Source organism: Streptomyces sp. NPDC058257 (genome assembly GCF_042881845.1).
GTDB lineage: Bacteria > Actinomycetota > Actinomycetes > Streptomycetales > Streptomycetaceae > Streptomyces.
The window spans coordinates 219,129-239,797 of record NZ_JBHVXJ010000009.1; the positions used below are offsets into that span (position 1 = coordinate 219,129).

At 68.1% G+C, this 20,669-nt stretch carries 20 protein-coding genes and 3 pseudogenes; 8 read left to right on the forward strand and 15 right to left on the reverse strand.

The window, feature by feature from the left end; genetic code table 11:
• The first annotated feature begins 73 nt into the window (after positions 1-73).
• The 3 genes from ACFVXC_RS22810 (at position 74) to ACFVXC_RS22820 (ending at position 2,931) form a co-directional block, all read left to right on the forward strand.
• Entirely contained in the window at positions 74-787 is a 714-nt protein-coding gene (locus ACFVXC_RS22810; RefSeq protein ID WP_389907839.1) for an SgcJ/EcaC family oxidoreductase, read from the forward strand.
• Positions 784-969 (forward strand): SDR family NAD(P)-dependent oxidoreductase, encoded by a 186-nt coding sequence (locus ACFVXC_RS22815; RefSeq protein ID WP_389907841.1) that lies wholly within the window; start codon positions 784-786, stop codon positions 967-969. The genes ACFVXC_RS22810 and ACFVXC_RS22815 overlap by 4 nt, the downstream gene beginning before the upstream one ends.
• A gap of 459 nt (positions 970-1,428) precedes the next feature.
• Positions 1,429-2,931: an RICIN domain-containing protein gene (locus ACFVXC_RS22820; RefSeq protein ID WP_389907843.1), complete on the forward strand. Its 1,503-nt coding sequence runs from the start codon at positions 1,429-1,431 to the stop codon at positions 2,929-2,931.
• A 175-nt stretch (positions 2,932-3,106) separates the two neighbouring features.
• On the opposite strand, the gene ACFVXC_RS22825 is transcribed toward ACFVXC_RS22820, so the two are convergent.
• Both ACFVXC_RS22825 and ACFVXC_RS22830 read right to left on the reverse strand, forming a co-directional pair.
• Positions 3,107-4,225, reverse strand: coding sequence for a fatty acid desaturase family protein (locus tag ACFVXC_RS22825; protein WP_389907845.1), 1,119 nt, complete (start codon positions 4,223-4,225; stop codon positions 3,107-3,109).
• Between the two features lie 7 nt (positions 4,226-4,232).
• Positions 4,233-5,288, reverse strand: coding sequence for a ferredoxin reductase (locus ACFVXC_RS22830; RefSeq protein ID WP_389907847.1), 1,056 nt, complete (start codon positions 5,286-5,288; stop codon positions 4,233-4,235).
• Between the two features lie 87 nt (positions 5,289-5,375).
• Between ACFVXC_RS22830 and ACFVXC_RS22835 the strand changes: the two genes are divergently transcribed.
• Positions 5,376-6,515: a PucR family transcriptional regulator gene (locus ACFVXC_RS22835; protein ID WP_389907849.1), complete on the forward strand. Its 1,140-nt coding sequence runs from the start codon at positions 5,376-5,378 to the stop codon at positions 6,513-6,515.
• A gap of 121 nt (positions 6,516-6,636) precedes the next feature.
• On the forward strand, positions 6,637-6,975 hold the full coding sequence (locus ACFVXC_RS22840) for a thioredoxin family protein (protein WP_389907851.1): 339 nt from the start codon (positions 6,637-6,639) through the stop codon (positions 6,973-6,975).
• 834 nt (positions 6,976-7,809) lie between these two features.
• Here the strand turns inward: ACFVXC_RS22840 and ACFVXC_RS22845 are convergent.
• From ACFVXC_RS22845 to ACFVXC_RS22860, 4 genes are all read right to left on the reverse strand, one after another.
• Positions 7,810-8,820 (reverse strand): TauD/TfdA family dioxygenase, encoded by a 1,011-nt coding sequence (locus ACFVXC_RS22845; protein WP_389907853.1) that lies wholly within the window; start codon positions 8,818-8,820, stop codon positions 7,810-7,812.
• A gap of 41 nt (positions 8,821-8,861) precedes the next feature.
• On the reverse strand, positions 8,862-10,031 hold the full coding sequence (locus ACFVXC_RS22850; RefSeq protein WP_389907855.1) for a hypothetical protein: 1,170 nt from the start codon (positions 10,029-10,031) through the stop codon (positions 8,862-8,864).
• Between the two features lie 502 nt (positions 10,032-10,533).
• Positions 10,534-10,683 (reverse strand): hypothetical protein, encoded by a 150-nt coding sequence (locus tag ACFVXC_RS22855; RefSeq protein ID WP_389907857.1) that lies wholly within the window; start codon positions 10,681-10,683, stop codon positions 10,534-10,536.
• Between the two features lie 246 nt (positions 10,684-10,929).
• Entirely contained in the window at positions 10,930-12,027 is a 1,098-nt protein-coding gene (locus tag ACFVXC_RS22860; protein WP_389907859.1) for an amidohydrolase family protein, read from the reverse strand.
• 200 nt (positions 12,028-12,227) lie between these two features.
• Here ACFVXC_RS22860 and ACFVXC_RS22865 point away from each other — a divergent pair, with 200 nt between their 5' ends.
• Positions 12,228-12,581, forward strand: coding sequence for a hypothetical protein (locus ACFVXC_RS22865; protein ID WP_389907861.1), 354 nt, complete (start codon positions 12,228-12,230; stop codon positions 12,579-12,581).
• On the opposite strand, the gene ACFVXC_RS22870 is transcribed toward ACFVXC_RS22865, so the two are convergent.
• Positions 12,533-13,630: an FAD-dependent monooxygenase gene (locus ACFVXC_RS22870; RefSeq protein WP_389907863.1), complete on the reverse strand. Its 1,098-nt coding sequence runs from the start codon at positions 13,628-13,630 to the stop codon at positions 12,533-12,535. The genes ACFVXC_RS22865 and ACFVXC_RS22870 overlap by 49 nt on opposite strands.
• Positions 13,631-14,053: 423 nt before the next feature.
• Positions 14,054-14,305 (reverse strand): annotated as a pseudogene (locus ACFVXC_RS22875) (phosphotyrosine protein phosphatase); the annotation flags it as partial.
• Positions 14,306-14,601: 296 nt separating this feature from the next.
• On the opposite strand from ACFVXC_RS22875, the gene ACFVXC_RS22880 reads away from it, so the two are divergent.
• Positions 14,602-15,408 carry a dienelactone hydrolase family protein gene (locus tag ACFVXC_RS22880; RefSeq protein WP_389907865.1) on the forward strand — a complete coding sequence of 269 codons (807 nt, stop codon included), beginning with the start codon at positions 14,602-14,604 and terminating at the stop codon, positions 15,406-15,408.
• Here the strand turns inward: ACFVXC_RS22880 and ACFVXC_RS22885 are convergent.
• Positions 15,336-15,629 (reverse strand): DUF1330 domain-containing protein, encoded by a 294-nt coding sequence (locus ACFVXC_RS22885; RefSeq protein ID WP_389907867.1) that lies wholly within the window; start codon positions 15,627-15,629, stop codon positions 15,336-15,338. The genes ACFVXC_RS22880 and ACFVXC_RS22885 overlap by 73 nt on opposite strands.
• 911 nt (positions 15,630-16,540) lie before the next feature.
• Between ACFVXC_RS22885 and ACFVXC_RS22890 the strand changes: the two are divergent.
• Positions 16,541-16,768, forward strand: a pseudogene (locus ACFVXC_RS22890) (transposase); the annotation flags it as partial.
• A gap of 352 nt (positions 16,769-17,120) precedes the next feature.
• On the opposite strand, the gene ACFVXC_RS22895 reads toward ACFVXC_RS22890, so the two are convergent.
• The 6 genes and pseudogenes from ACFVXC_RS22895 to ACFVXC_RS22920 all read right to left on the reverse strand — a co-directional run bounded on the left by ACFVXC_RS22895 (position 17,121) and on the right by ACFVXC_RS22920 (position 20,639).
• Positions 17,121-17,441: a cupin domain-containing protein gene (locus ACFVXC_RS22895; RefSeq protein ID WP_389907869.1), complete on the reverse strand. Its 321-nt coding sequence runs from the start codon at positions 17,439-17,441 to the stop codon at positions 17,121-17,123.
• Between the two features lie 268 nt (positions 17,442-17,709).
• A pseudogene (locus ACFVXC_RS22900) lies at positions 17,710-18,071 on the reverse strand (transposase); the annotation flags it as partial.
• A 182-nt stretch (positions 18,072-18,253) separates the two neighbouring features.
• Entirely contained in the window at positions 18,254-18,757 is a 504-nt protein-coding gene (locus tag ACFVXC_RS22905; protein ID WP_389907871.1) for a GNAT family N-acetyltransferase, read from the reverse strand.
• 39 nt (positions 18,758-18,796) lie between these two features.
• Positions 18,797-19,057: a UTRA domain-containing protein gene (locus tag ACFVXC_RS22910; protein WP_389907873.1), complete on the reverse strand. Its 261-nt coding sequence runs from the start codon at positions 19,055-19,057 to the stop codon at positions 18,797-18,799.
• Between the two features lie 130 nt (positions 19,058-19,187).
• A complete protein-coding gene (locus ACFVXC_RS22915; protein WP_389907875.1) occupies positions 19,188-19,355 on the reverse strand; it encodes a hypothetical protein in 168 nt (55 codons plus the stop codon).
• A gap of 123 nt (positions 19,356-19,478) precedes the next feature.
• Positions 19,479-20,639 carry an acyl-CoA dehydrogenase family protein gene (locus ACFVXC_RS22920; RefSeq protein ID WP_389907877.1) on the reverse strand — a complete coding sequence of 387 codons (1,161 nt, stop codon included), beginning with the start codon at positions 20,637-20,639 and terminating at the stop codon, positions 19,479-19,481.
• Positions 20,640-20,669 lie beyond the last annotated feature (30 nt).

The window sequence follows — 20,669 nt, forward strand, 5'->3', positions numbered from 1 at the left end:
TCTCTTCTTAGAAGAAGAGACATCTTCGACGCAGTAACTTCTCTTGAGAAGTTACCACAGGGGGGACATATCCATGAACGCCACCAGCACCTCGGACCCGAAGCGGACCGGGCTCACTGAGCACCCCGAGCAGGCCGGGCCCGTCACCGCCCCGGCCCCGAAGAGCCGCCGACGCCGACGCATCAAAATCATCCTGGGCGTCACCGCGCTGACGCTGGCCGCCGCCGCGGGCGGCGGATACCTGTGGCTCAACGCCATCTCCGACGCGAAGAACCTCGGCGTGAGTGACTGCAACGCGGTCAAGCCCGAAGTCACCGCCACTCCTGCCGGCGCCGCGACCCCCGACGACCGACGGGCCGTCTGCCACACCCTGCGCTCGATGAAGGACGCATGGGCCCAGCACGACGCCACCGCGTACGGCGACCAGTTCGCCAAGGACGCCACCTACACCAGCTACGTAGGCACCGCCTACCAGGGCCGCCGCGATATCGCCGAAGGCCACCGCGCTCTGTTCGGCGGTTTCCTCAAAGGCACCAAGCTCGCCGACTCCTGGCTCAGCATCCGCTTCTACGGCCCCGACACCGCCGTGGCCACCAGCCGCGGGGACACCTACAAGGGCGGGGAGCCGAAGGCGGCCGACCTGTCCAAGACTCAGACATACACACTGGTCCGGCAGGACGACGACACGTGGCGCATCGCCGCCTTCCAGAACACCAAGCGCCAGCGCGTCATGGAACGCATATCGTTCCTCTTCTCGCCCGACACGAAGCCCGAGTCCGAGAGGTGAGCACCCGCGCCGACAAGGACTCCGCCACACCGACCGCGCTGGTTACCGGTGCGAGCGCGGGCATCGGACGAGAGTTCGCACGCCAGCTGGCGGCGCATGGCCACCGCGTGATCGCCGTGGCCCGCGACACGGACCGTCTCCGGTCGCTGACCGACCAACTCGGCCAGGGGCACACGTCGTAGCGCTCCTTGGAGGTCGCTCCGGCGGATTCGGTGCAGCGGGTGCAGCGGGTGCAGCGGGCTTGCGCCCGAAGTATTCGGCTCAAAGTGTTGTGTAGGCAACGGGATAGAGCTCTGTCTGGCCTGGGGATACGCTGATCCGCTCGCACTCTGCGATGGACTTCGATCAGGCGGCACATCACGCCGCTGGCCCGCAGGTCGCGGCGGCGGGGGACCGGCACGAGGTCTGCGGCGAGTTCGGCGAATACAGCCCGTCAGCAGGCTGTTGCTGCGCCGTACCTTGCCGTGCCACGGCATGCCACCGACCTCGACGCAGACCACTGGCGCCGCGAGTTGCCGGGCACACCCGATCCTGACCAAAGCCTTGACAGGGCTGGACATGATTTCCAGACTCATGTCCGCAACCTCGTGTTTACGTAAACATCGTGCGCGCATCCCCCACATTCCGACAGGGAGAAACCCATGTCCGCGAAGGCGCAGAGGAGAACACCGAGGCCCGTGGGGCGGCAGGCGAGAGGCGCGACCGCCCTTCTGCTCGCCGCCCTGGCAGGGCTGCTCCTCTCACTCCTGTCCCCCCTGGGCTCGGCCCAGGCAGCCCCCGCCCCAGCCCCCGCCGCCGTCACCATCACCAACGGAACCCAGTTCACCGACCCGAACGGCGACGTCGTGCACGCCCACGGCGGTGGTGTGATCAAGGTGGAGGGGTACTACTACTGGTTCGGCGAGAACCGGAACGAGGACAATACCTTCCGGTATGTCTCCGCCTACCGCTCCACCGACCTGAAGACCTGGGAGTTCCGCAAGAACGTCCTGACCCAGAAGACCGACCCGGAGCTGGAGAGCGCCAACATCGAGCGCCCCAAGGTCATCTACAACAAGGCCACCGACACGTTCGTGATGTGGATGCACAAGGAGAACGCGAGTGACTACGGCGAGGCCCGCGCCGCCGTGGCGGTCTCCTCCACTGTCGACGGCGACTACGCCTGGCGGGGCAGCTTCCGGCCGCTCGACCACATGTCACGGGACATCACCACGTTCGTCGACGACGACGGCACCGGCTACATGATCTCGGCGGCGAACGAGAACGCCGACCTGCACGTCTACCGGCTGTCCGGGGACTACACCAAGGTGGACTCGCTGGTGCGCAAGCTGTGGGAGGGCCGGTCGCGTGAGGCCCCGGCCATGTTCAAGCGCGACGGCCGGTACTTCCTGCTGACGTCCGGCGCCACCGGCTGGTCCCCGAACCAGCAGAAGTACAGCAGCGCCGAGAGCATCACGGGTGACTGGACCGAACTGAATGACATAGGCAACGGGAAGGCGTACGGCTCGCAGACCGCGTACGTCCTGCCGGTCCAGGGCACATCGGGTACGTCATACCTCTACATGGGCGACCGCTGGGGCAACTCGATGGGAGGCAACGTCAACGACTCCCCATACGTGTGGCTCCCGCTGGACTTCCCCACCAAGGGGACGATGACGATGGACTACTACCCGCAGATTTCCGTCGACGCGGAGGCCGGCAAGGTGAGCGGCACCGGAAGCTGGGAGACGCTCGCCGCGGAGCACAGTGGGAAGTGCGCCGACATCGCCGACGAGTCTCTGGGTGATGGCGCGACCGCGGTCCAGTGGTCCTGCTCCCGGGGCAGCCTCAACCAGCAGTTCTGGTTCCAGGACTCCGGTGACGGCACGGTCCGCGCGATGCTCCGGCACAGTGGGAAGTGCCTCGACGTCCGTGACGCCTCCACCGAGGACGGCGCCGCCGTGGTCCAGTCCGCCTGCGGCGAGGGCGACAGCCAGCGCTGGACCGTGCGGAACGCCACCGGGGGCGGCGTTCACCTCGTGGCCCGGCACAGCGGCAAGTGCCTCGACGTGCAGAACCGGTCCACCGGTGACGGGGCGCCCCTGATCCAGTGGGCCTGTGACGGCGAAGCCACCAATCAGCGGTGGGAGCGCGCCGGTTCCTGAACCTTCCGGGCCTCTGCGCCCGTGGGCTCGTCCGGCACACCGCGAAGTGCCGGACGAGCCCACGGATCCCATGTCGTACGGTCTGATGTCGCTGCCGCCCACCGTCCGCGACGGATCTCACCGAACCCGGCGGCGCCGCCGGTACGGCCGAAAGATCTGAACCAAATACCGAGAGTCAGGCCGCGACGAGCTCCTGCTCCCGGTCCGGCGCCTTGACCTTGGGCTTCTTGTTCGGCAGCGAGAGCCGGACGACCTTGTGCCACGCGGAGAACACCTGCTTGGGCAGCGGGCCGGTGACGTACTCCAGCCCGTACTTTTCGAACAGCGCGCGCACCTTCACCGCGACCTCGGCGTACCGGTTGCTCGGCAGGTCCGGGAACAGGTGGTGCTCGATCTGGTGCGACAGGTTGCCGGTCATGAAGTGCATGGCCTTGCTGCCGCTGATGTTCGCCGAGCCCATCATCTGGCGCAGGTACCACTGGCCGCGCGTCTCGCCCTTGATCGACCGGCGCTCGAAGACCTGCACGCCCTCGGGGAAGTGCCCGCACATGATCACTGAGTGGGTCCAGATGTTGCGGACCAGGTTCGCGGTGAACGTGGCGGCGAGCGTGGGGAGGAACGACGGGCCCGACAGCAGCGGATGGATCACGTAGTCCTTGAGCACCTGCTTGCGGATCTTGCGGCCCACGGCCTTGGCCCGCGCGCGAAACTCCGGGTTGTTGCGGCGGCGCTTGTGCAGATTCTTGCCGAGCTCCAGGTCGTACGCTGCGATGCCGTACTCGAAGAAGCAGGCGTTGATGAAGTTCCACAGCGGCTGGCCGAGGTAGAAGGGGTGCCACTTCTGGTCCTCGTCGACGCGCATGATGCCGTAGCCGAGGTCGTTGTCCTTGCCGATCACGTTGGTGTACGTGTGGTGCAGCTCGTTGTGCGAGTGCTTCCACTGCTCGGACGGCGAGACGTGATCCCACTCCCAGGTGGTGGAGTGGATCTTCGGGTCCCGCATCCAGTCCCACTGGCCGTGCAGGATGTTGTGGCCGATCTCCATGTTGTCCATGATCTTCGCCACGGACAGCCCGGCGGTGCCGAGCAGCCACGCGGGCGGGAAGATCGAGAACAGCAGTACACCCCTACTGACCAGCTCGAGCTTGCGCTGCGCCGAGATGACCTTACGGATGTAGGCGGCGTCCTTCTCGCCGCGGCCGGCGATCACCTCGTCGCGGATCGCGTCCAGCTCCCGGCCCAGCTCCTCGATCTGCTCCGCGGTCAGGTGGGCGGTGGGGTCGATGGCGGTCAAGGTGCTCCTACCGTTCGATGTCGCAGGGGCCCGCCGCGGCGGACACGCAGGTCTGGATGAGGACGCCCGGCTCGGCCTCGGTGATCTCGCCGGTGCGCAGGTCGCGGACGGCGCCCGCCTTGAGCGGCGTGACGCAGCCGAAGCAGATGCCCATGCGGCACCCGGAGGGCATGAGCACGCCGGCCTCCTCGCCGATGTCCAGCAACGGCGTGGCGCCGTCCGCGTCGACGGTCTTGCCGGTGGTGCTGAACGTGACCTCGCCGCCGTCGCCGGCGACGACGATGCCGGGGCGGAAGCGTTCGGTGTGCAGGCGCTCTTGGACGCCGTGCTCGGTCCAGTGCTCTTCGGCGGCGTCGAGCAGACCCGCGGGCCCGCAAGCCCAGGTCTCGCGCTCGGCCCAGTCGGGCACGAGTTCGTCGAGACGGGCGATGTCGAGTATGCCGTCTGTGTCGGTGTGCACCTCGATGAGCCGCAGTTTCTTGTCCGCGACCAGGTCGTGCAGTTCGTTGCGGAAGATCACGTCTTGGGGCTGTGGCGCGCAGTGGACCATGACGACGTCGTCGAACTCGATGTCGCGCAGCATGCCCATCACGGGCGTGATGCCGCTGCCGGCCGTCAGGTAGAGCACCTTGGCGGGCTTGGCCTGCGGCAGCACGAAGTCACCGGTCGGCTGGTCGAGCTGGATCAGCGTGCCCGGTTTCGCCCTGCGGACCAGGTGGTTGCTGACCTTGCCTTCCGGGATCGCCTTCACGGTGATCGTGACGCGGCCGTCCTGGCGGTTTGTCGGCGAGGTGATGGAGTAGGCACGCCACAGGCGCACCCCGTCGACGTCGATTCCGATCCGCACGTACTGACCCGCGGTGTGGCCGCGCCAGCCCCGTCCCGGTCTGATCACGATCGTCGCGGCGTCACCCGTCTCGGGGTGTACGGCCTCGATGCGCCCACGCAGGTCAGCGCCCGCACGCAGCGGGCTGGCCAGGTCGAGGTAGTCCGACGGCAGCAGCGGCGTCGTGACCATCTCCAGCAGTTTCCACGCCCTGCTGCGGAGGGCTGCACTCGTCATGACTTCAGCTTGCTGCGCCTCAAGGCGTAAAGTCCTGACCGCAGGATGTAAATCTGGTCGGCCAAATTGTTCGCAGGGAACAAAAACGTGAGCCATGCAATCCGGAGGGCCAGCGAACTGGCCCTGGATGAGACGACGGTCACCGCACTTCGGGCCGCGCTGAAGACCACCGCCGACGAGGTCGTGCAGGCGATCATCGACGAGGTCCCTTCCTACGCCAACGCCCTTGCGGGCCGCATGGGCGCCACCATCCGCCGAGCCGTCCGCACCGCCCTGGGCCACTACCTGGACCTCGCGAGCGGGAACGCCACAGGCGGCGACGCCGGCGACGCAGCCTACGAGCTGGGCCGCGGTGAGGTGCGCGACGGCCGTTCGATGGACGCCCTACTCAGCGCCTACCGCGTCGGCGCCCGCGTGGCCTGGCGATGCCTGGCAGCGGGTGCCGTACCCGCGGGTCTGCCCGCCGCCGAGGTCGCCAAGTTCGCCGAGCTGACCTTCGCCTACATCGACGAGCTCTCCGCCGCGAGCGCCGCGGGCCACGCCGACGAACTGGCCGCCCGGGGCAGGGCCCAGGAGCGCCACCTGGAAGAGCTGGCCCGCGACCTCCTCGCCGACGCGAGCCCGGACGTGCTGATGGCCTCTGTTCAACGGGCCGGGTGGCAGCCTCCGGTTTCGCTGACCGCGGTCCTGCTGCCCGCCGCCCAGGCCCGGCCCGCCTACCGCGCGCTCAACCCGAGCACTCTCGTCCTCGACGATCTGCCGGACGCCATCGGTGTGCTGCTCGTCCCTGATGCCGACCGATCACATCTCTTGCGGCAGCTCACCGACCGCACCGCCGTGGTCGGCCCGGCCCGGCCATGGACTCGCGCGTCCGCCTCGTACGCACGAGCCGTACGCGCGCGCTCCCTCTCCTCTGATATTCGCGACACCGAGGACCACCTGCCCGAGCTGATACTGAGCGCCGACGCGGACGCGTTCGCAGACCTGCGTGCGCGAGCCCTCGCACCGTTGCAAACCTTGCCTGTCGCGACCGCACGGCGGCTGGAGGAGACCTTGCGGGCGTGGCTGCTGCACCAGGGCAGACGGGACGGGGTAGCGGCGGCGTTGTTCGTCCATCCCCAGACCGTCCGGTATCGGATGTCGCAGCTGCGCGAGCTGTTTCCGGATCTCGCATCGCCACACCGGGTCCTTGAACTGACGCTGGCGGTCGGTCTTCGGGTCACCTGACGCGTACGACGCCCCGTGCCTCCCTTCCGGCAGGCCAGCCGGACGACCGACCGGGCCGGTCTGGCGCACCGCGCGAGGGATGATAGGGATGGAATGACGGAACGTGAGGTCAGGAGCTTCCATGGCAAAGCGGGTTCACCGCCCCCGTGAGGACGCGGAGTTCAATTTCATCCTCGGGATGAGCGGAGTTCCGGTCCTCGCATACTTCACCGGGACATGGCCCAAGGCAATCGAGCCCTGCCGAGTGATGGACCTCGTCGTGGATGGCATCGCCGACGACTACACGGGCCGCCTGACGGCCGTCCGCACCGACATCACGCGTTGTCCGGCCGCAACCGAGCGATACGGGATCACCGCGGCCCCGTCCTACGTCCTGCTGAAGGAGGGAGAGGCGGTGGCTCACGGCACGGGGCCTATGACCATCGCCGAGGTACGGACGTTCCTGGACGGCCACCTCTGAGCGGCCGAACTGCGGCACGTGGCCGCGGCGCCCGTCACGTCTCGTCTCTCGTCTCGTCTATGGGAGCTGCGCCGCCTGAGACCTGTGGGGCCGAGAACACCCCCACAGGTCACCTACCAGTAACGCCGTCCAGGACAGTCCCCTCCGGCAGCGCCATAGCGGCCATCGCCAGGTCCATCCACACGGAGGCGACCTCCCGGCCGGATCGGGCCTGCAGGCGCACCCGCTCCGCAGTGCGATGCGCGAGCATCCTGTGCCCGGGTTCTCCAGCCTTTGATGTGTCTCATGGGACACATCAGGCTGGGACACATCAGGCACCGGCGCCGTGGCCGCTGTGTCAGTGTGTACCTCGGTGACGAGGTTCGGCTGGACGGTGTCGAATCGAGCGTGTCCCCTGTGCCACATCCAGTGCTGATCTGAATCCCCGTTCATGGGTGATCGGCTCCGGCAGGAGCGAGTACAGCCCCCTGCTCGCGCCGCGCAGCCACGGGCAGGGGCATCGTGCGGCCGATGAAGCGCAAGTGTGGGTTGAGTACGTGACAAGTGGTGGGAGCGTCGGATCCAGAGCGCTGGGGGCCGCTGCCGGCTGAGGAGGCCCTGGGCGTACGAGACCTGCCGGAGGCGGAGGTCAGGATCGGCTGAAGCCGGGCGCTCCTGTGCGCGTGTGACCGGACGGAATACCGACACAGGGTTGCCGAATTCCGTGCGGTCCAAGGAATTCAGCAGCCTGGAGAAGAATTCGAAGCGGAATTACGCGACGGACATCCGAATAGTTCTGGAGTCTTGTCGTCGCGCGGTCGCCAGTTCATCTTCCTGTCCCGCTCTTCAGGCTGGTCAGCGGGCGAGTATGTGGCCGTCGTGGGGGCGATGGTCTCGGGAACGGCGCAGGTCGATGGTGACGTAGGTGCGTTGCAGCCAGCGGTCTGCTCCGTCGTAGCGGGGGTTGAAGGAGGTGCGGCCGTGGACAGTGACGCGGTTGTCGATGATGACCAGGTCGCCGGGTGCCAGGCGCAGGGTGCGGGCGGTGGCCTCGCAGGCGCGGCCGAATTCGGTCAGCGCCGCGGTGGCCCGGGGGGTGAGCGGGGTGGTGACGAGTTGGGCCATGCGTACGTCGGGATCCTCGATCGCGCCCGACAGCACCGGTCGGGGGCTGACGTCGGGTTCACTCGCGGCGGTGGCGGGGCCGAAGGAGGGTGGTGGTGTGGTGATGAACTCCGGTGCGAACAGGGCCTGGCGGCTGGCTGGGGTGAGAAGCGGCAGCGCTTGTCGGATGCCGGCGACGCGCATGCCGGCGCGTCGGTCGTGGTCGGCGCGCAGGCACAGGAAGATCACATAGTCGGGTGGGTGGGGGTGGAAGCCGTTCTCGGTGTGGAAGGACAGCGGCACCGATCCGGCGTTGCCGTGGAAGGTCTCCTGCCCGGGCACGGGCACGACGTCCTGCACGAGAGCACCGGATTTCTCAGCCCGGTAGGCGAAAGGCTCGCCGAGCCCGCAGGCGACCATGGTGAGTACCGCGCCCGGGACGCTGGCCTGGCGCTGGACCGAGTTGGGTACGGACGGTGTCGCGGGCAGGGTCGCCTGGCCGACGGGCAGGCCGCCGACCACCAATGTGCCGTGCGGGCCGGTTTGCCTTCGAAACCGGCGCACCTCACGGCGCAGCCGGAGCGGAAGGTCCTCCCAGGCGTCCCGGGCCCGGGCCACCCACTCCGGACTGTCGACCTGGTCGTGCCCGCCGGTGCACAGGGTGCGGACCAGCCGCTCGCACGCGTCGGTATCGGCCGGATCGAGTGCCCAGTCGGCGGCTACGGCAGAGCGTTGAGTGGTGCTGGGCGTCGTCTTGGGCATCAGGGTCTCCTGCCGGAGGTGTGGGCGGCGGACACGCGGTCTCACGAGTGACGCAGGCCGGCCACGGCGTCGTTGATGTAGTGGTCCCCGAACCGGACCAGGCAGGCGTACTGGGCCGCGCGGCGATGCCGCATGTGCCGCAGCTCTGCTACGGCGTTGTCGGGGCCTTCTGGTTTCTGAGCGATGGAACGATGCAGATGCACCATCGAGTACGCGAGGGTGACGTGCCGTTCACCATCCACGATGTCGGCCTCCAGGAGAGCGCCCCGTGCCTCGGCCAGCTCCGGGGCTCGGACCGCCAACTGCTCATAGGGGTCGGGAAGCACCGACAGCAGCTCCTTCATCGCCGCCCGGAACAGCTTGTATCCGCGATGCTGGCGCCCGCTCAACGGAACGTCCACCGACGGAGGCGCCATGGTGTGGCGTATCGCCGCCATGTAGTAATCAGTTGGGACCGAACTGGCGTGGGTCATGGCCGCTGGGAAGCCCCGCACGTAGACCGTCGCATCTGCCAGTCGCAGCAGAGCGGCATCGGTGTCGCCGTGCCGCAGATGGCAGGTGGCGTCGGCCACGGCGACTGCGGCGCAGATGTTGAACAGGACATGGACCTGGTGCCCGATGAGCCACCGGGCACTCCACACACTCTCCAACGACGCCCCCGCAGCAGGCTCGGGGGCGGCCACCGGCGATAAGGAGTCAGCGGCGTCAGGCGCTGCGCCGGTGAGGTCGAGCACTGACTGCCGCATCCCAGCCACCTCCAGCGCCAGGTCGGCACCCGACAGCGGGGCCTCACACAAATCTTCGAGACCGCGGTGGATGACCAGGACACCGTGCAGGGCGTGCTGCTGATCCGACAGCTCCACCTCACGGACCCGGAAGAAGGACTGACTGGTTGACTCTGCCGGTAGTTCCTCACCGGCCACGGCCGGATCCTGAGCCGACAGCGCGGCCGCCAACTCATCGGCAGCCGCGGCGGCCTGCCGCAGCGCGGCAATCCGCTCGACTGGTCGGGCGTGGGTCGCCAACCCGGCCAGCACGCGCGCGGTGCGCTTCGCCTCAGTATCGACCCGCGGGCCGAGCACCGGGGCGGACCGCCCGCCTCGGGGCTCACGGAAAACAGCGACAGCAGGGTGACCGGCAACCGGCGATAAGCCCATGGTGGAAGTACTACGCCAAGAACGCTCCGCACGAAACCCGATCTGCGACACCATTCCCCGTGCGGTGCCCTGGGGTTGGCCGACGAGGTCAGCGGCCGGGGCCAGCATGCCCGCGGGTCCGGGCGGCCGAGCTGTCGGCGAGGCGGCTCTCCCAGACGGCGAGGATGTGCGGGGCCCGGTGGAGTGGCGCGGCCGACTGCCGTGCGCGGACGGTCCGGTGACGGCGGCCGGTGGATCCGACACTGCTGGCCGAACACCGACGGGGGCACGGCGCGTTGTACGGCGCCCTGAACAACGGTGGCAGCGACGCCGCCCGGCCGCGGCGGGTGGCTACCCCGGTAGACCGCACTACAAGTGAGATCGGCCGTCGCGACCCGGGCGACGCCGGAGTGGCTATGAAGGTGTGTGGGGGCTCTGGTTCACTTCGTCTGGTCGCGTACGCAGCATGACGTCGTCCTTCTCGTGACGGCGGCTGAGATAGCCCGGGAATCGCCCGGCCGGTGGGTGGGATGGGACCCAAACACCGCCTTGCCGTTATAGGCCAAGGGGCAGAGTGCTACTCGTCGTTGCCCGCATATGGGACGAGGAGAGCGGCGAAGGAGTGGATCTGGTCGGCCAGCGTAATCATCTCGGGACGGGCGCCGGGCAGTTGGTCACGCAGCTCTCGCCCTCTGTCGTCGAGGCGGTCGGCGTAGAGGGCGAACAAGCCGGTGACGGTGCGGCGTGGCAGAGCCGCGTGGTCGGCCTCGACGTGCCCTTGGTTGATGTGGCGGACCAGAAGGACGGCGGTGTAGCCGTGCTCGCGGTTTCCTCAAACAGGTGGGTAGCCGGGGCGGTCAGATCATCCGCGCGCCGCGTGCGCAAATGGCCGAGACTGAGCTCCAGCAACGTACGACTGCTGTGCGCTTCGCCCTTGCTCTCTTGCTCTCTTGCTCTCTTGCTCCACTCAAGGTCACGTCATGCAGATCCGTGGAGCTTTGTCTTCGGTTCCGAGCAGGTCATAGTAGTTCTGTCCGAGAGCGATGTTGCGAAATGCCTCGTTGTTGAGGGATTTGTTGATCCGGCTGGTGACTTCGAGTTCCTTCTTGTAGGTCTTGTAGTTCTTGCTGCGGGAGGCGACGAAGTCGGTGCCAGGGATCGCTCGGGTGGGGTAGGCGTCAAGGAAGGCGGTGTATTTCTCCCGGGCTCCGGGCTTGGTGAAGTACACGTCTTCCAGGACACGCCAGCTGAGGTCCAGAGTGAGGCGGGGATATTCGTCCAGGAGTTGCTTCATGATGTGGATGTGCCGGTCGGGGTCCAGGTTGGTGAGTTCCTTCGATAGACCCATGTGAGCCCAGACGATTTTGTTGTGCGGGTAGCGTTTGAGGACTTCCCGCATCAGGTGGAGGTACTGGGTCGGGTGCTGATTGTTGCCGAGGTCGGAGTGGATGGTGAGGGGGTTTCCGCGCTCGCGCAGCTGTTTCATGAAGGGCGCCCAGCGGCCGATGTCGCTGATGTCCGCAGGCTCGTGGCGGTTGGGCAGGATTGCCTGTTTGATGAGGTTGACCTCACCCATCCACCGGAACATGCCGGGGAACTCCGCGTCCAGCAGACGGACCCCGGCCGGAACGGTCTCCGGGTTCGCCAGGTCGGGGAACGTCATGGACAGGGTCAGGCCGACGTCCTTCGGCTTGAATTCCACAACGTTCTCGGCGTTGACGAAGTCGTTCTTCATGCTGGGCAGAACGGGAGTGTCGGGGCAGTCCAGGTAGTAGGTGCAGGAGGAGTCCACCGGAAGTTTCTGCCCGATACCAAAGACGCTCGCATGGTGAACTCCGCTCTTCTTCAGGTAGCCGACCATCTCGCTGAACGGAATGGCTTCGCCACCGAAGGGGCGGAAGTGCAGATGACCGTCGACCACCGAGGTGTACGGCTGCTTCTGACGATCGAAGCAGTGGCCGTCAGCGGCAGCGGCAGCGGCCCCGGCGGACGGCCACAGCACGGCGGCCGCCGCCACCCATGCCGCACCGGCAATGACAGACTTTCGTTTCATTCGGTTCAGTAGATGCATACGGAGGGCTCCCTCGCCGTCGGCCGGCCTCGCTGGTGGCCGCTGCCATGGTTGATCAGTGACGAAGGGATTGTGTGACTGTTCCCGGGCGCGGCAGTCGCACCCCGCCGGGACAGTCATCGGAGGTGACCGCAACGGGCTACAGATGTGCGATCTGGGCCGATCCTGGACGATGTGAGGTGACGGCGGGGGCGCGGTACGTGCTGGTGGACGGAGCCCTCGGGAAGGGTGACCGGGAGGACGACCTCCGCGGGCGCTGCTCGGGGGAACTCCGGCGCCACGGTGTGAACCTGCCGGTCATCACCGACCCGTACAAAACCATCGTGTCGATCTCGGGAGGGCTGCCCGGCCGCACACCCGATCTCTCCGCGGCCCGACTGCACCGGACCGTTCCGGCCATGTCCCGCCTGGGCCACCCCCGCGGCGTTGGCGAGGCGCTCACCGACCAGGGCCAACGGCACCCAGAAAAGGCCCACCCCTCAGGAGAACTCCTAGTAGGCCGCGCTCAGGCGGTGGGCACGGTGGTGGTCATCCAGTGGGTGAAGGCGGCGTAGCGTTCGGCGGATTCGGCGGCCCCGTTGGCGTGCTCGACCGCGGCGGAGTGCTCGCGCACCTGCTCGAACCGGGAGCGGCGGGCGCTCTCATAGCGGGCGAGGGCGGCGGCTGTGTCGGACCCGCTCGCCAGTTCGGCGCGCAGCACTCCGGCGTCCTCGATGCCCAGGGTGCCGCCCGCCGCGATGTGCGGGGACAGACCATGCGCGGCGTCCCCGATCAGCGCGACCCGGTCGGTGGTCCAGCGTGGCAGCTCGGGGACGAGCATGATCTGACTTTCCAGGATGGACTCCTCCGGCGTCGCGGCGATCATCTCCAGAAGCTCGTCGTGCCAACCGGACTCGGCCACGTTGCGGGCCCGCCGCAGGGCCCGCTCCCTCTTGCCGCCGACGAGTTCACCGGCGTCGAACTGGCCGACCCACCACATGGTCTGGCCCTGCGCGACCCGCGTGTAGCCGCCTCGGGTCCGCGCGGGGCCGATCGTGACGAACGTGCCCTCCGGCCGTTCGTCCCCGGAGGGCACCACGGCCCGCCAGGCGTAGTTGCCGGCATGCGCGACCGCCGCGCTGCCGGGCACCAGGGTGGCGCGCACGTCGGAGTACACACCGTCCGCTCCGATCAGCAGATCCGCCCGCAGTGGCGCACCGTCGGCGATGTGCACTTCCACGTGTGTGTCGTGTTCGGTGAAGCCGGTGACGTGTGTTCCCAGGCGGACCTGGTCCCTGCCGAGGGTGTCGACGAGAAGGTTGTTCAGGTCCGGCCTCGGCACCATCAGGAACTGGTGGGCGGCCGGATCGTAGCCGACCGCGCGCATCGGCTGTCCCGCAGCGTCAAAGAACCAGGCGTCGACGGTCTTGCCCATGCGCCGGACGTCGTCACCGACGCCGAGGGTGTCCAACTCCCGCAGCGCGTTGGGCCACAGGGCGATGCCGGCCCCGGCAGCCCGCACCTGCGGCGCGTGTTCCAGCACGATGACCTCATGCCCGATCTGCCGCAGCGAAGCCGCGGCGGTGAGCCCCACCAGACCCGCTCCCACGATCACAGTGCGCATCGTTGCTCCTCTTGCCGTCCGGTGTGGTGGTGAGACCAGCCGACGACGGGGGACGGCGAACCCGGCGCCGGACCGTCGGACTCGGCGAGCCTCGCTGTCTTCGTGCAGCAACCGTAACACTAACGGTTAGCATTTAATAACCGTTATGTTTTCCTATCGGTTAGGACTGTGCCACGGCGACGGCCTCGCACAGGACGTCGGTGACGGCGTGGGTAGTGCGGGGGGTGCCTCGGTTCGGAGATCCACCCACGGCCTCCCACGTACCGGCCGTCGGTGTCTGTCACCTCGGGTGCGGGGCACCTGAGCACGGCCTCGTGGAGACAGTGGGTGTACGGCAGTGGAGGCCAGGTCGCGAAGGTTCCGGCGGGAACGGTGAACTCGATGGTGTTCCGTGCATGGTTGTCGAGCACGGGCCCGAGCGGGATCCCCCCAGCCCTTCAGCAGCATCGTGATCACCACGTCGGACGCCTGGACCGCCTCGACGGTCGGCACCTTGGGCACCTCGGCGGACAGATCGATCCCGGCCTCGGCCATCGCCTCGATGGCCGCCGGGTCCACGGTCTCGGCCGGAGCAGACCCGGCCGAACGGACCTCCACCCGGCCGACGGACAGGCGCGTGAGGAAGGCGGCGGCCATCTGGGAGCGTTCGGCGTCGTGCACGCACACGAGCAGCACGGACGGCCTGTCGGAGACAGGTCACACACGCGAGCGGTTTCTTCTTCGAGGGCAGCCGACTGGCCGGTCACCGGGGCGGATTGAGGACCCATCTTCAAACCGGTGAGAGGCCTGACCGAGATACGGGTCAAAGGGGCAACGGGATGGATGGCTGCCGTGGGACGAGGTTTGTGACGGTTCCTGTGATCCCTCGTCGTATGTCAGGGGATACCCGCGTGTCAGGGGATACCCGCGCTGCTCTGCCAGCGGCAGAACAGCGGCCGGTCCGGGCTCGACGATCACTACAGTCCAGTCTCATGACGACGATTACGACGCGTACGATCGAGTACCCGGCCGACGGTCTGACGATGATCGGGCACCTCGCGCTCCCGGCCGGTGTCGACCGCCGGCCCGCAGTGCTGCTCGGACCAGAGGGCACAGGGCTCAGCGATGTCGAGCGCCGCCGGGCCGACGCTCTCGCCGAGCTGGGATACATAGCGCTGGCCTTCGACCTCCACGGCGGGCGCTATTTGAGCGACCCCGAGGAGATGCTGGCCCGTTGCATGCCACTGCTCTCTGATCCCGACCGGATGCGGAGCATCGGCCATGCGGCGCTCGACGTGTTGCGTACAGAACCGCGGACCGATTCCGACCGGATCGCCGCCATCGGCTACGGCACGGGGGGCGCCATTGGGCTGGAACTCGGGCGTGACGGCGCCGACCTGCGTGCGATCGGGACAGTCAACGCAACTACGACGGGCCGACCGGGCGAGGCAGCGCGCATTCGCTGCCCGGTGTGGGCCGGGGTCGGGTCGGAAGACCCAATCATGCCGCCCGCCCAACGGGACGCGTTCACCGCTGAGATGCAGGCCGCGGGCGTCGACTGGCGCCTCGCGGTCTACGGTGGCGCATTGCACGCCTTCCACCACCCGCCGGTCGACCACCCCGTTGTCCCTGGCGTCGGCTACCACCCGCGCCACGCGCAGCGAGCCTGGCGCGACGTCGTCGACCTGCTCGCCGAGTGCCTGCCCGTGACGGAGGATGACCTCGGTCAGTCGATGCCTTCGACAATGCGGAAGTCGCGCTCGACGCCGTCGGAGAGGGCGACCAGCGCCTCCTGGTAGGCCGCACTCTCGTGCGCCGCGACGGCCTGCTCGAAGCTGTCGAACTCGATCACAACAGTGCGCTCGGCGATTCCAGCGTCGTGTGCGACGACCCGACCGCCACGGACGAGGAGTCGCCCGCCCCCGGCCTGGACGGCCGGAGGGGCCAGCTTGTTGTAGGCAGCCAGCTTCTCAGGGTCTGAAATGGTGCGGTAGACACTGACCCAGTAGCCCTTGGGCATGGAACCTCCAGCGTTGGGATGAGTGCAACTGACTTACGGGTTGGTCTCGGACGAGCGTAGGCGGGCGTGAGCGAGGCTTGCCAGCGTCGTGATCGTCATGGCTCCGATGCCGACCAGCGCCGCGGTGGCGTAGGCGTTGTCGTCGGGGGGAGGTGGCCGGGGCCGGTGCCCACGGCGAGGGCCAGGCCGCCGCCGCTATGTCGACGGACAGCGGCCGACCCCGCACTGCACCAGGTCAGGCGCCCTTGCCCTGAGCATGCGTCCACGCGTAAGGCCAGCACCGCACGGAGTGAACCAGATCCCTGACTCACCGACACAGCCACGGAGAGGTTCCTGCGCGAGGCCGTACCTACGGGCGGTATTCACAAGTGCGCAAGTGCGCAAGTGTTCAACGCGTTCACACCCAAACCGCAGGCCCTGTCACGGTCATGGACCGGATTGGGCGCGGGGTGCTGTGCCCGAATCAGAACCTGGCGTACTCACGCAGGGCACTGAGGAGCACGGTTGCGTCCGCTCGCGCTGGGCCAAGGCCCCGACGGACCTGGGGCCGGGTGGACGGCCCTGCACCACCCTGCGGGTCGGTGCGGTCTGGTGCGAGTCACACGCAAGCGTCGGGCGGCACAGCCCTACGAGGCGCCGAGGGAGCGCCTTCGGTTGGTGACCAGGGTGTGCCAGCGGTTACGGGTGGTGTCCGGGGTATCGAGCCAGCGCGTGGAAGAGGGGATGAGCAGGGCCGGACATGAAAGCGGCGATGTCCACGGAGTACGGGTTCTCACCGCTGGTGGTGAGGGTGGGCCGCCGCTGAAGGCCGGTGTCGGTTAGCTCGTCGCGGACGGCGTGGTGGAAGGCGACGGCGAGTTCGAGCAGGACCTGGATGGCGGTGAGTCCGGCGAGGTCGGCTTCGGTGCGCAGCTGGGGCGTTCGGAGAGCGCGACCTGTCGGCCACCGACTACGTCTGGGCCGACGGCATCAACCTGCGGATACGCTTGGAGGAAGCGAAGGCCGCCGTCCTGGTCGTCATGGGCGTGCGGGCGGACGGCACCAAGGAATTGATCGCGATGACGGGCGGATACCGGGAATCGTCCGATTCCTGGGCGGGCCTGCTGCGGGACTGCCAGCGACGCGGCATGCGCGCTCCGACATGGACGATGAACTCGCCCGTCTCCTGCGGGGCGAGTGGCCGTGGCCAAATGCTTCCCGGCCGCGGAGCGTCACGCCGACCTGATCCGCACCGCCTTGTTCGAAGTCGTGCCTGCGGGCATGGCCCTCACCCGCCTGATGGGCGCCTGCGAAGTCAGCAGTTGGCAGACCGGACGTGGTCTGGCGTGCTGCGCGATCTCTGCGCGGAGCGTGGCTGGGCACCCGTCATATGGAGCCGTGACCTGGGCTATCACTTCTGCGCGAACGACGCCGAACTGGAGGAATGGGAGCGGGCCTGGCTGGACGCGCTCCGTCCGCCCGCCCCGGTCACCACTGGGTTCGTGCACCGCGTCAGTTCTGGTCGGTGGGGCGGGTGAGGGTGGTCTGGTCCGTGGCTCCGGAGCGTACTTCGAATCCGTCGAAGCCTTCCGGTCCGGCGGTGACCTGGTGAGGACAGTTGCCCGGAATGAATACGACCTGGCCTGCGGTTTGTTCGGTGATGGCGGTCAGGTCGGTGCCGCTGTGGATGCGGGCGCTGCCCCGGATGAGGTACACCACGGTCTCTTCGGGGCCGTGGTGGTGGACGGCGGTCGCGCCGCCGGGCGGCATGGAGATCCATACCGCGTTGAGTCTGCATGATCCGGTGGCTTGCCGGGAGACGAGTGCGGTCATGTGCACGCCTTGGTCTCCGGTCCATTGCCGCCCGTCCTGGACGAGTCGCGCCCTGTGCATTGCGCCTCCGATCGCTCCGGCACTGCGCAGGCATTGCCGGTGATGTCCGTGGCACACGTACCCCGCGTTCCGCTGCTCAGCGGCAGTGAGTGCGCAGTTCATCTGAACGAGTGGTGAAGCCGGGCGGGGGCCGTGCGGGAGCCGTCCTGGGCTGCGTCGCCGGCGCCTGGTGGTGGGGGGAGTTTTGTCCTGCGGATGTCGCAAGGCGCGCGGAGGGTTCGCCGTCGCGTCCTTCGGCCGTGCGGACCGGGTGCCGCAGTGGGCCGGTGAGCTGGGCGAAGACGCCGTCCTGCTGCGAGCTGGCGAAGTAGTGGCAGGTCGTGGGCCAGGGTGGGAACCGTGGGGCAGGTAGCGCCGGGGGGCGCCGGTGCGGTCCACGTACAGGATCGCGTTCAGCAGCGAGCGCAGGTCGTGCTCGGGCGGGCGGCCGATATTCAGGCCTCGGCCGCGGCGCTCGGCCCGCCAGGTGGTGAGCACCGGCTCGATCAGCTGCCAGCGTTCGTCGGACAGGTCGCTGGGGTGGCCGCCCCGCCAGCGGCCAAAGAGCGACGGGCGGGCGCGGGTTGGGATCAGACAGGAGGGCTTGGGATCAAACAGCCCTCGGGCGCCTCACAGTGAATTGGTGGCCCGCCTCTCACTTCAGTGCCGCCCTGCCAGCCTCCTCGGACTGTCAAGTAACGGCATCAACCAGGGTGAAACGCTCAGTGAGTCGCGGTTGCCGATCGTGTCGGGCGTCGCGGGCCACCCCCAAATCAGTGCCTGCCCACGGCCAAGGGCTCATCAGGGCGTGTGATGGCGTCTGACGACCTCTGTGCAAGCCAGCCGGACCGACGGTGTGAAGGTGCCTCCGTCCGAACGTGCTTGAACCCCAGACACTCGTAGTAGGCGTGCAGTCCCGTGTTCGTGCGCCAGGTGTCGACGCGAACCCAGTCACGTCCCTCCAGCGCAGCAACGCGGGAAGCCCAGTCAATGATTCGGGCACCGAGTTGCCTGCCCGCAGCCGATCTCGCCACAATCAGTTTGCAGAGGTAGAACGCGGACTCCGGCTTGTCGTCGTCGTTCCAGAAGTCGCGGTCAATGGGTCCACGACTGACGGTGGCAAGCGCCGATCCCGGGTCGCCCACGACAACCCACGCCCTGCCGTCGTCGATCGTGGCGTGCCATTTTCTGATCGCACTCTGCCCAGGCTCGGGGTCATTCCACTGATCTGAGCCTTGCACGCACAGCCACTGCTCAGCTTCCGTCCTCAGTGCCATGAGTGCGGTACGTCCTCGGCTGTGGCAGGGCGAAGGTATTCAGTCGGCATCGACTTCATAGAGGATCTTGTGCCTGTCTCCTGGGAGGATCGTGAACATGCAGCGAAGAGGTTGCCCGTCTTCGTCGTCACCAGTCTGGGTGTGCTCGGCGACCGGAGTTGCGGAGGAGAGCGCCAGCAACTCAGCCTCTTTGAGGGGCGGCATCCGTACGGCGATCTCATCGCAGTACTTGGCTTGAACGAGGCCGACGGATGCGAGGACGCCACCGGGCGCGGACACTGCGCCTGCCGGAAACTCCATCGGTGCAGTTCAGGCGGCGTGTTGGTACGTGTGGAGGGCTCCGGCCAGGGGGTCTCTCCGGCGCACTTTCAGTTGGGTGATCTGTGCGTGGGGGAGTGGTTCGGGGGCGCCGCGTAGGGTGCTGCCTGGTCTATCGCTTGGTGGAGTCGGTGGAGTCGGTGGAGCCGGTGGAGGTGTCGCCGTTGAGACTGTCGTCGACGAACCCGACGGGGTCGGCTCCGTCACCTCGTACTGGACCGAGGCGCCCCCCGCCACCACGCAGGACCGCCTCACGGACACCCCACGCCGGCGTCGACACGACGCCGTACCTGATCGGTGGCACGGGGCCTCGGCGCGGGGTTCGTGGCGTATTCGGTACGACGGGAGCGGCAGGGCCCGGCCTACTCAGGGGCGGCGCCCTTCTCGGTCCGTCCGTGGGCCGTCACGCCCCCGGCAGATCCCTGGCGATGATGTCCCGCATCACCTCGCTCGGACCGGCGGCGATGGTCGCGGCTCGGGCGTCGCGGTGCACTCGGGCGGCCTCGGAGCCGTCCTGATACCCGTATGAGCCCTGCAGTTGCAGGCTGGTGTCGGCCATCCGGCAGGCCAGTTCTGTGGTGTACAGCTTGGCCATCGTGCATTCGGTCATGGGGAGCGCTCCCTGCTGGAGGCACCAGGCCGTGTGGTGGACCAGCTGGCGGGCCGCCTCCAGTTCTGTCACCAGGTCGGCGAGTTTGTGCCGGGGCGCCTGGAGACCGGAGAGCGGCCCGTCGAAGATCGTGCGTCCGCCAGTGAAGCGGAGGGTCTGTTCGAGGCAGCGGTCCATGCCGCCCAGTGCCAGGGCCGCGGCCGCGAGTCGTTCGAGCTGGAGTCCGCGCATGAGGTAGAAAAAACCGCTGTCCTGCCGCCCGATGAGGTGCCCGGCGGGCGCGTGCACCTCGTCGTACGTCACCCTCGCCGTGCCGGCGGCACGCCAGCCGAGAGTGGGCTGCGGCTCCACGGTGACGCCCGGTGCGGCGGCGTCGACGACGAGCAGCGACAAACCCGTCCGGCCGCTGTGCCCACCGCCGGACACGGGGGTGGTGCGGGCCGCTATGACGTGGAAGTCGGCCGTCGTCCCGTTGCTGACCATGCTCTTCGTACCGCGCACGACGTAGTGGTCACCCTCCCGCGAGGCCGTGGTGGAGAGCCCCGACAGGTCCGAACCCGCACCGGGTTCGGTGAGGGCGAGGGCGGCGACGCGTTCGCCCCGGATGGCCGGTGTCAGGCAGGCGGCGCGCAGCTCCGGGCTGCCGGCGGTCGCCAGGTAATGCGTCGCCATATAGGCGTGGACGGATACGGCCGCGCGCAGGCCGCCGTATCCGGTGCGGCCCAGTTCCTCCAGGAAGACGATCGAGGTGAACAGATCGCGGTCGGTGCCGCCGTCGTCGCGTGAGTAGAGCAGTCCGAGGAGTTCGTGGTCCGCGAGCGTTTTCCACAGCGTGCGCGGCAGGTGGCGCTCCCGTTCCCAGACGTCGGCGGCGCCCGCCGTCTCGGCCGCCAGCAGGCCACGCACCTGAAGCCGGAAGGCGTCGTGCTCGGCCGTGAAGTAGGGAGATCGCATATGTCCGGGCCTCTCCGCACGGTGGGATCG

Excerpts from the sequence above, each read along its gene's own strand:
- ACFVXC_RS22810 (WP_389907839.1), top strand. The coding sequence starts at position 74 with ATGAACGCCACCAGCACCTCGGACCCGAAGCGGACCGGGCTCACTGAG.
- ACFVXC_RS22820 (WP_389907843.1), top strand. The coding sequence starts at position 1,429 with ATGTCCGCGAAGGCGCAGAGGAGAACACCGAGGCCCGTGGGGCGGCAG.
- ACFVXC_RS22830 (WP_389907847.1), bottom strand. The coding sequence starts at position 5,288 with ATGACGAGTGCAGCCCTCCGCAGCAGGGCGTGGAAACTGCTGGAGATG.
- ACFVXC_RS22840 (WP_389907851.1), top strand. The coding sequence starts at position 6,637 with ATGGCAAAGCGGGTTCACCGCCCCCGTGAGGACGCGGAGTTCAATTTC.
- ACFVXC_RS22845 (WP_389907853.1), bottom strand. The coding sequence starts at position 8,820 with ATGCCCAAGACGACGCCCAGCACCACTCAACGCTCTGCCGTAGCCGCC.
- ACFVXC_RS22850 (WP_389907855.1), bottom strand. The coding sequence starts at position 10,031 with ATGGTGTCGCAGATCGGGTTTCGTGCGGAGCGTTCTTGGCGTAGTACT.
- ACFVXC_RS22860 (WP_389907859.1), bottom strand. The coding sequence starts at position 12,027 with ATGCATCTACTGAACCGAATGAAACGAAAGTCTGTCATTGCCGGTGCG.
- ACFVXC_RS22870 (WP_389907863.1), bottom strand. The coding sequence starts at position 13,630 with ATGCGCACTGTGATCGTGGGAGCGGGTCTGGTGGGGCTCACCGCCGCG.
- ACFVXC_RS22880 (WP_389907865.1), top strand. The coding sequence starts at position 14,602 with ATGACGACGATTACGACGCGTACGATCGAGTACCCGGCCGACGGTCTG.
- ACFVXC_RS22885 (WP_389907867.1), bottom strand. The coding sequence starts at position 15,629 with ATGCCCAAGGGCTACTGGGTCAGTGTCTACCGCACCATTTCAGACCCT.
- ACFVXC_RS22895 (WP_389907869.1), bottom strand. The coding sequence starts at position 17,441 with ATGACCGCACTCGTCTCCCGGCAAGCCACCGGATCATGCAGACTCAAC.
- ACFVXC_RS22905 (WP_389907871.1), bottom strand. The coding sequence starts at position 18,757 with ATGGCACTGAGGACGGAAGCTGAGCAGTGGCTGTGCGTGCAAGGCTCA.
- ACFVXC_RS22910 (WP_389907873.1), bottom strand. The coding sequence starts at position 19,057 with ATGGAGTTTCCGGCAGGCGCAGTGTCCGCGCCCGGTGGCGTCCTCGCA.
- ACFVXC_RS22920 (WP_389907877.1), bottom strand. The coding sequence starts at position 20,639 with ATGCGATCTCCCTACTTCACGGCCGAGCACGACGCCTTCCGGCTTCAG.